This is a genomic window from Phaeobacter sp. HF9A, from assembly GCF_011806385.1.
GTDB lineage: Bacteria > Pseudomonadota > Alphaproteobacteria > Rhodobacterales > Rhodobacteraceae > Epibacterium.
The window spans coordinates 71475-79564 of the sequence record NZ_JAATOX010000005.1; the positions used below are offsets into that span (position 1 = coordinate 71475).

An 8090-nucleotide genomic window follows, 5' to 3' on the forward strand; every position below is an offset into this window, starting at 1 on the left:
CCTCAGAAATTTGTCATGGCAAAACTGCGGATGGCATCCGGCAGATAGCTATAGAGCGCCCCCGCCGGCAGGCGCACATGCAGCCCGGTGCGAAAGATCAGCACAACCGCCACTGCAAACAGGACCGCAGCCAGCAGCGCCCGGCGCGTCCGATAGCCAAGCCGCACCCCAAGCAGAACCGCCAGGGCCACGGTGGCAGGCAAATAGCCGATCCGCGGCACCGAAAGCACATAGACGACGAACCAGCCCACGAATTCGAGTGATCGCCCCCAGACCAGCACCTCGCGCAGCCGTCCCGGCAACCGCGGCGCATTCAGCGTCGCAATCATATGGACCCCACCAAAGAGCAGCATCATGGCGACCCCGACCGCAGGCCAGAACCCGGGCTGCGTGATCAGCGCCTTGTCCGGCAGGAACTTCGCCTGTTGCGGCAGCACCAGCGCCACCAGAACCGCGAAGAGAAAGAACCCCACCGCAAACACAAGATCACCCGGCCGCCGTTCACGGCGGAACAACGCAAGGAAGTTGAAAACCTGTTTCATGGATTTTTCCGCAAGGCGAGCAGGGGGCCGCAGACATGCGCCCCCCTGGCGACCTTATTCACCGAGGAAGGTGGAAATGCGCTCAAGCGTCGCGGCGTCCTTGGTCATCTGCGCGTCCGATTGCTGCGCATCCAGCCAGTATATCTCGGCGCCGGTCTCTTCTGACACCTGCTTGGCCGCCTCTGACGCGATCACCTCCTGGGCCACTTTGGCAATGGCGTCGCGCACCTCTTGCGGGGTGTCCTTGTGAACGAACAGCCCGTTCCAGGTGGAGAAATCCAGCTCCGGCACGATTTCACCTGCGGTGGGCACGTCCGGCAGGACCGGAATGCGATTGTTGGTATCGGCCATCAGGATGGTCAGATCATCAAGACAGGGGCGGATCAGTTGCAGTGTCGTGTTGATGACATCCGCATCCCCCGAGGCCAGCGTGTTGCAATCCAGCGCGTCAAAGGCGGCATCCGAGGCAAACTCGAACTCAAGCGCCTTGGCCATCGCCAAGGAATGACGCGCCGGGCTGGTTACATCGCCGAAATGGCCCAGCGTCACGGGGTTTTCACGGGCATAGGCGGCGAGCTCGTCCATCGTCTTGTAGGGCGCATCACCAGCGGCCGCGAGGACAAATGGATAGGACAGGAAGATGCCAATCGGCTCGAACGGATTGCCCTCCAGCGGCGGAATGCCGATATAGGGGCCGACCATCGGCACGTCGATCACAAAGGATCCGATGGTATAGCCGTCGGCAGGCGCCATCGCGACCTCGACCGCACCGGGGAAGGGACCGCCGCCGCCGCCGGGCTTGTTCACCACCGCCGCGGGCACGCCGTAGGTTTCCTGGAACTTGTCGGCGATCATCCGGGTCAGGATGTCCTCCAGATCCCCCGGAGGCCAGGGCACGACGAATTCCACCGGTTTCTCCGGGTAATCCGCCTGCGCTGCGATGGGCATGGCGGCAAGCATGGCTATGGCGCTGGCCTTGAGAAGATTTTTCATATTTTTGCTCCCTGTTCGCTGTTTGAGCTTACACTTATTTGCGTGATTATTCACGTCATTTTTACTCTTACTGCCGCCGATCAGGTCTTTCGCCCGATTTTTCGGCGTGATGGCCGGCCCGGCCAAGGGTCAGGTCTCAACCGCGTGGCGGCAGGACGAAATCATATTTGGCACGCCAGAGCGGCCCCGGCTGCGACGGCTCGCACCGTTCAAAATCAACGATCAAGGGCGCCTTCACACCAAAGACCGCATCGCTTTCCAGATAGGCGTCGCCCGCGACAAACGTATGGGTGATCAGCCGGTCATATCCGGGCGCGGTGACTAGGAAATGCATATGCGCCGGACGATAGGGGTGCCGGCCGAGATGGCCCAGCATCTCGCCCACCGGGCCGTCATCGGGGATCGGATAGCTCACCGGCTTGATCCCGGTGAACCAGTAGCGCCCATCGGCCCCGGTGCGAAACACCCCGCGATTGTTGTGCTGGGGCTGCACGTCGGGCTGTTGCACGTCATAGAACCCATCGGCGTTGTCCGACCAGACATCGACCAGCGCGCCCTCGATGGGATGGCCGTCAAGATCGACGATCCGCCCCTCAAAGAGGCAGGGCTCTCCCACGCCATCCAGCGAAATCTCCGCGCCCATCTCGCGTTCGGGCACACCATCCACGTGGAAGGGGCCAAAGACGGTCGAAGGGGTCGAGCCCGCCGGTTTGCGGTTGTTCACCGCATCCACCAGCATCGACAGGCCCAGCACATCCGACAGCAGGATGAACTCCTGCCGGGTGTCCGAACACATTTGCCCGGTGCGGGTCAGAAAGGCGATGGCGGTTTCCCATTCCGCCTCGGTCAGGGTCACCTCCTTGACGAAAGCGTGCAAGTGCTTGACCAGCGCGGCCATGACCTCGGTCAGCCGCGCATCGGCGTCGGGCGACATTCTGGCGTTGACGGTCTCGACTGAATCCGCCTCTGAGAAATAACGGGTCATAGCTGTGCCTCGCTGATTGGGGGATCGCCAGCCCAGGCCCGGGCCAGCATGGCCCGGATCGCGCCTTGCTCCAGCGGTCTGGGGTTTGGATAACGGGCCTGCATGGCCAGGTCCGTGGCGCGCGCGATGGCCTCCTCCGGCAGGCCCAGCTCGCGCAGGCTGACCGGGGCGCCAAGACCTTGGGCCAACCTGTGCAGACCGGCGGCCGGATCATCCCCAAGGATCGGGCGGAGCGCCTCGATCACCTGCGGCACGGCGGGCGCGTTATAGGACAGCGCATGCGGCAGCACGACGGTATGCGTCTGCGCATGGGGCATCCCGAAACTGCCACCCAGCGTGTGGCAAAGTTTATGATGCAGCGCCATCCCGACGTTGCCAAGGCAGGTGCCGCAGAGCCAGGCGCCATAGAGCGCCTTTTCCCGCGCCTCGATCGAGGTCGGGTCCGCAACGATGCCGGGCAAGGCCCCGACCAGGGCGCGAATGCCCTCAAGCGCCAGCGCATCCATCACCGGATTACCGTTCTGCGCATAGAGCGCCTCAACCGCATGGGCGATGGCATTGATGCCCGATGTGACGCTCATCGCAACCGGCAAGCTGCGGGTCAGCTCGATATCATAGATCACCACCTCGGGCTGAATTTCCGGGCCGGAGCGCGTGGTTTTCAGGCCATCCTCGGTCTCGCCAAGGATCGGGGTCATTTCAGAGCCGGCGTAGGTCGTGGGCAATACCACCTGTACCACACCCGTGCGGGCGGCCAGGGCCTTGCCCAACCCGATGGTCGATCCACCCCCGACAGAGATCACCCCATCCGCGCCTGCCGCCGTCAGCGCCTCCTGCGCGGTGTCGGTCACATCCGTCGGCGTGTGCATGGCCGCACCGGAGAACAGCCCCACCGCCAGTTCGCCAAGGTCCTGCGCGACGGTCTCGCCCATGGCCTGTTGTTGCGGCGTGGTCAGCACGAGCGCGCGGTTGATCCCCGCCGCCCGTGCTTCCTCTGCCAGCAGGACCCGGGTGCCCGAGCCGAACAGAACCCGCGTGGGCAGCGGATTGAACTGGAAACCATCGCGCGGCAGGGTTCCGATCACCTTATTGCTCCGCGTCAAAGCGGGCGCAGGCCCGGGTGAGCGCGTTCACGATGATGTCGATCTCGGCCTCCTGAATGACCAGCGGCGGCGACAGGATGATCACCGATCCAGCCGGGCGCACGATGGCCCCCTCTTCGCGGGCATAGGCGGCGATGCGTTCGACAATGCCATTGCCCGGATCCATGGGCGTGCGCGCGGCCTTGTCGGAGACGAAATCAAGCCCCACCATCAAGCCCTTGCCGCGCACCTCGCCGATGACGGAGCAGCTCTCCGCCAGCGGCTTCAGCCCCTCCAGCAACCGCGCGCCCATCTTGGCCGCATTGCCGGGCAGGTCTTCCTTTTCGACGATATCGAGACAGGCAAGCGCAGCGGCACAGCCCACCGGATGCCCGGTGGAGGTATAGCCATGCATGATGATGCCCTGCTCGCTGAACCCCTGATACCAGGCATCCGCGACGCGTTTGTTGAGCGCGGTCGCGCCAAGCGGCACATAGCCCGAGGAAATCCCCTTGGCGAGGCACATCATATCGGGCTTTACCCCCCAGCCGCGCGCGCCGAACATGCTGCCGGACCGCCCGAAACCGGTGACCACCTCGTCGGAGATCAGCAGCACCTCGTATTTGTCCAACAGCGCGCGCAGTTTCGGCCAGAAGCTCTCTGGCGGCACGATCACGCCGCCCGCGCCCTGCACCGGCTCGGCGATGAAGGCGGCGACGGTTTGCGGGCCCTGCGCCAGGATGGTGCGTTCGATCTGGGTGATCACCGCATCGGCCAGCGTCTCCGGGTCCTCGGAGTAGGGGTTGCGATAGGTCCAGGGGCTGTCGATCTGGAAGCACCCGGGCAGGAGCGGCTCGTAGGCGTTGCGATAATAGGGCGCGCCATTCACCGAAAGCCCGCCGAAATGCACCCCGTGATAGCCCTGCTTGAGCGACAGGAACTTGGTTCGGGTCGGCTGCCCCATAAGATGCCAATACTGCCGCGCCAGTTTCAGCGCCGTTTCCACCGCGTCAGAGCCATTGGCGGAGAACATCACCTTGGTGATCTCTTCCTGGGCGGCCATCTCGCAGATCTTGGCCGAAAGCTCGATCGAGGGCGCAGTGGCGGTGCCCGCAAAGGAGGAATAATAGCTGATGCGGTCCATCTGCGTGATGATCGCCTGTTTCACCTCGGGCCGGTTGTGGCCGACGTTGACGTTCCACAGGCCGCCCAGGCCATCGACCAGCCGGTTGCCGTCAATATCGGTCACATAGCAACCGTCACCTTCCATGATGATCTGCGGCGGGTGGTCATTGCTGATGAGCGGATGGATCATCGGGTGGAATTGGTGGCGCGTGTTCTCGGCGCGCAGAAAATTGTCGCGGTCCAGCATCTATGTCTCCCTGCATCGGCGGCTTCTGGAGCGCGGATGTCGCTCCGCTCTGCGCCTTTAGGTCAGGGTGCGGTCGAAGCACGTGGATTATCCATTGTAATTTCCGTCACAAATCCGATACTTTACGACATAATGGTAAATTTACTGAATATCTCCCAGACAGGGCGTACAGCGCCCAAGACCGCCTTTTCCTCGATACGGGCCTCTTTCCTTGCCGCGCTGATCGAGCGATTCGAGGCACAGGAGCGCTCGGCGCAGCCGCTGTTGAACCGCGTCGGGATCACCACTGCGCAGCTGTCCGACCCCTATGGGGCGATTCCGCTGCCGCTGTTTGTCGCGTTTCTCGAAGCCGCCGCCGAAATGACCGACGACCCGTTCCTGGGCGCGCGGATCGGCACCGGGCTGAAGGCCGCCGACATGGGGCCGGTGGGCTTGATCCTGTCGCTCTCGGCCAGTGTGGAACGTGGCATGACCCGGATTGCCCGCTATGTGAACGCGCTCCAGGGCGGCACCCAAAGCCAATGGATCGAGGATCGCGACCAGTTCGTGTTCTCCTACCGGATCGCCGACGGGTCGATCTGGCCGCGCCGGCAGGATGCGGAGTTCTCGCTGGCGTCGCTCACGCAGGTGATCCGCGACAATTTCTCGTCGCGCTTTGCCCCGCTCGAAGTGCATTTCGAACATCCCGCCCCCGATGATCCCACCCCGCTGGAACGGCTGTTTCGTGCGCCGCTGCGCTATCTTCAGCCCATCAACCGCCTGGTCATCGCGCGCCCCGATGCCATTCGCGTGATGCGGCAGGAAGATCAGGGCCTGCTTGCAACCCTCGAACGTCATGTGCGCGACCTGATTGGCGAGGCGACCCCGCTAGGCGATACCACATCCGCCGCCCGCGCCGTGATCGACGCCAATCTCGGCCTCACCGCGATCACGCTGGACCGGGTTGCTGCCGCGCTTCATCTTGGTCCGCGCACCCTGCAACGCCGGCTCGCCGCCGAGGGCACCAGCCTGCGCAGCCTGCTGGACGCACTGCGCCACGAACGCGCCGCGCGGCTGCTCGAACAGCCCGGTGCCCGGGTGGGACAGGTCGCGCAGGCGCTTGGGTACACCGATCCGACAGCATTTTGGCGGGCCTGGCGCGGCTGGACCGGTGAAGCACCCTCGACACGGCGACGAAACTGACGCAAAAACGGGCAAATTCACGTTCCAGCGCCGCTTAATACCGCGCTATCCTCCCTCTGATTGCTTGCCACCGGACCCATGCTCTTGACCATCGACGACCCGAAACACCTGAAGGCTGATTGGCCCTTCTACTGGATCAGCCAGATCAACTCTGCCTATGCGGATGTTCTGGAACGCCGCATCCGGCATATCGGGATCGACATCCCGCGCTGGCGCGCCATGATGAGCCTCTATGAAGATCAATATCTCTCGGTTTCCGAAATCGCCGCGTTCTCCGCGCAAAAGCTGAATACCACGACCAAGGTCATTCAGCGCATGATCAAGGATGAGCTGGTCAAGACCCGCGTGCGCCCGACCGATGGCCGCGTCACCGAGGTTTGCCTGACCGAAAAGGGAGACCGCCTGCGCACGCTCGCGCTTGCCGAGGCCCGTTCCGTCTATGACCTGACCTTTGCCGGGATCGACCCCGAGCGGGTGCGCGCGTTGAACCAGCTCATGTCGGAAATGCATGCGGCGCTACAAAAACTATGACGTCACAAACGCGTGCAGCGCTTTGCCACCGCTGTCCGGCCTGTCCGGGCCAGCCTGCATGTGTTAGCTCAGCCTGCGCCATTCCCGGGCGCTGGCGCCGTATCGCTGCCGAAAGGCGCGGCTGAAATGAGACAAATCGCCAAAGCCGCATGACAGCGCAATATCGGTGATCGACCGCTTGGCCTGTGCGGGATCGCGCAGGAGGCTTGCGACCCGTTGCAACCGCTGTTCTGCCACCCATTGGGTCGGGGACAGACCTTCGCATTGAAACAGGCGCTGAAGGGTGCGCAGGCTCATCCCCTGCTGCGCGGCCACCCGCGACAGATCAAGATCGGGATCGCGCAGCTGGTCCCTCAGGCTGCGTTGAACCCGCTCCAGGCGGCTTGTGTTCGCGACATTCTGCCCTTCTGTGTCCTGCTGCATGGCGGTGGCCAACATCTGCGCCGTCACCGTTTCCATGTTTGCCAGATCCGCCTCTGCCAGCCCGCCGCCGTTCTCCGCCATCTGCCGGATGAAACCAGCCGCCAGCAGGCCAGCCCGGGCCCTGCCGTTGAACCGCCTCGCGGTCACCTGGCTGAGACAGGGAAAATGCTCCGCCAACCTTTCGCGGGGCAGCCGCAGGATGAGCTGCCGAAACGGGCTGTCAAAGCCGAGCCGATAAGGCCGTTCGGTCAGGTAGCAGCCGAAGTCACCCGCATCGAGCCGCGTCTGCCGGCCATCCTGTTCGATGAACCCCTGCCCTTCCAGCTGAAGCGCAACAAGCGCGTAATCCTGCGGATCGCGACGGATATGCACCGGCGTGCGTTCGGTAATCTGGGTGGTGGAATAAACCGCAGAAAGCCGCTTTGATCCCGGCACCGCCTCGATCACATGACCAAAGAAGCCCTCGTCGCTGGAAGAGCTGTCAAGCCGCACGAACCGCGACCAAAGCTGCTCGCGCCATGTGTCCCACATGCGCCGAGACTCTGTCGACCTGTTGCGCAACAGCTCCCCTCCTGCCTCAATTGACACTGCATGATCTGCCTGTGGCGTCGAAAGTCAAACGTTTTGTCGCCGGCTGCAAAGTCAGCGTCCGCAGGTCGTGCAGAGATATCAGGACAGCACCGCGCCATCCAAAGAGCGCGGAAAGACCCGCCACCCGTCGGCAAGTCGGGGGCCCAATAGGGAAAGGACATCGCTTGAAACCGATCATCGCTGCCTGCGTGCAAGCCGCACCCGTTTTTCTCAACCTCGACGCCTCGATCGAAAAAGCGGCAGAGCTGACCGCAGAGGCCGCGCGCGCCGGGGCCAAACTGATCGCCTTCCCGGAAACCTGGCTGCCGGGCTATCCCTGGTGGATCTGGACCGGCTCCCCCGCCGAGGGCGTCGGCTTCCTGCCCGAATACCACGCCAACAGCATGGCC

Annotated in this window: 9 protein-coding genes; 3 read left to right on the forward strand and 6 right to left on the reverse strand. The window is 63.6% G+C overall.

The annotated features are described in order from the left end of the window. Nucleotides 1-2 precede the first annotated feature (2 nt). The 5 genes from HCZ87_RS01760 to HCZ87_RS01780 form a co-directional block, all read right to left on the reverse strand. Entirely contained in the window at nucleotides 3-542 is a 540-nt protein-coding gene (locus HCZ87_RS01760; RefSeq protein WP_167642051.1) for a tripartite tricarboxylate transporter TctB family protein, read from the reverse strand. A 54-nt stretch (nucleotides 543-596) separates the two neighbouring features. Further along, on the reverse strand, nucleotides 597-1535 hold the full coding sequence (locus tag HCZ87_RS01765; protein WP_167642052.1) for a tripartite tricarboxylate transporter substrate binding protein: 939 nt from the start codon (nucleotides 1533-1535) through the stop codon (nucleotides 597-599). Nucleotides 1536-1671: 136 nt separating this feature from the next. Beyond that, nucleotides 1672-2520, reverse strand: coding sequence for an intradiol ring-cleavage dioxygenase (locus HCZ87_RS01770; RefSeq protein ID WP_167642053.1), 849 nt, complete (start codon nucleotides 2518-2520; stop codon nucleotides 1672-1674). Further along, nucleotides 2517-3605, reverse strand: a complete 1089-nt coding sequence (locus HCZ87_RS01775; protein ID WP_368484066.1) for a maleylacetate reductase — start codon at nucleotides 3603-3605, stop codon at nucleotides 2517-2519. The genes HCZ87_RS01770 and HCZ87_RS01775 overlap by 4 nt, the downstream gene beginning before the upstream one ends. 1 nt (nucleotide 3606) lies before the next feature. Next, complete coding sequence (locus HCZ87_RS01780) at nucleotides 3607-4974, reverse strand: aminotransferase class III-fold pyridoxal phosphate-dependent enzyme (protein WP_167642054.1); 1368 nt, start codon at nucleotides 4972-4974, stop codon at nucleotides 3607-3609. Between the two features lie 132 nt (nucleotides 4975-5106). Between HCZ87_RS01780 and HCZ87_RS01785 the strand changes: the two genes are divergently transcribed. Together HCZ87_RS01785 and HCZ87_RS01790 are read left to right on the forward strand one after the other, a co-directional pair. Next, a complete protein-coding gene (locus HCZ87_RS01785) occupies nucleotides 5107-6156 on the forward strand; it encodes an AraC family transcriptional regulator (protein WP_167642055.1) in 1050 nt (349 codons plus the stop codon). 84 nt (nucleotides 6157-6240) lie between these two features. Continuing rightward, complete coding sequence (locus HCZ87_RS01790) at nucleotides 6241-6687, forward strand: MarR family winged helix-turn-helix transcriptional regulator (protein ID WP_254868488.1); 447 nt, start codon at nucleotides 6241-6243, stop codon at nucleotides 6685-6687. 63 nt (nucleotides 6688-6750) lie between these two features. Here HCZ87_RS01790 and HCZ87_RS01795 read toward each other — a convergent pair whose 3' ends face one another. Then, nucleotides 6751-7641 (reverse strand): helix-turn-helix domain-containing protein, encoded by an 891-nt coding sequence (locus HCZ87_RS01795; protein ID WP_167642057.1) that lies wholly within the window; start codon nucleotides 7639-7641, stop codon nucleotides 6751-6753. Nucleotides 7642-7865: 224 nt separating this feature from the next. Between HCZ87_RS01795 and HCZ87_RS20935 the strand changes: the two genes are divergently transcribed. Further along, nucleotides 7866-8090, forward strand: a 225-nt coding sequence (locus tag HCZ87_RS20935) for a nitrilase-related carbon-nitrogen hydrolase (protein WP_303048826.1), incomplete at its 3' end; no start/stop codon positions are given.

Excerpts from the sequence above, each read along its gene's own strand:
- HCZ87_RS01760 (WP_167642051.1), bottom strand. The coding sequence starts at position 542 with ATGAAACAGGTTTTCAACTTCCTTGCGTTGTTCCGCCGTGAACGGCGG.
- HCZ87_RS01765 (WP_167642052.1), bottom strand. The coding sequence starts at position 1,535 with ATGAAAAATCTTCTCAAGGCCAGCGCCATAGCCATGCTTGCCGCCATG.
- HCZ87_RS01770 (WP_167642053.1), bottom strand. The coding sequence starts at position 2,520 with ATGACCCGTTATTTCTCAGAGGCGGATTCAGTCGAGACCGTCAACGCC.
- HCZ87_RS01780 (WP_167642054.1), bottom strand. The coding sequence starts at position 4,974 with ATGCTGGACCGCGACAATTTTCTGCGCGCCGAGAACACGCGCCACCAA.
- HCZ87_RS01785 (WP_167642055.1), top strand. The coding sequence starts at position 5,107 with ATGGTAAATTTACTGAATATCTCCCAGACAGGGCGTACAGCGCCCAAG.
- HCZ87_RS01795 (WP_167642057.1), bottom strand. The coding sequence starts at position 7,641 with ATGTGGGACACATGGCGCGAGCAGCTTTGGTCGCGGTTCGTGCGGCTT.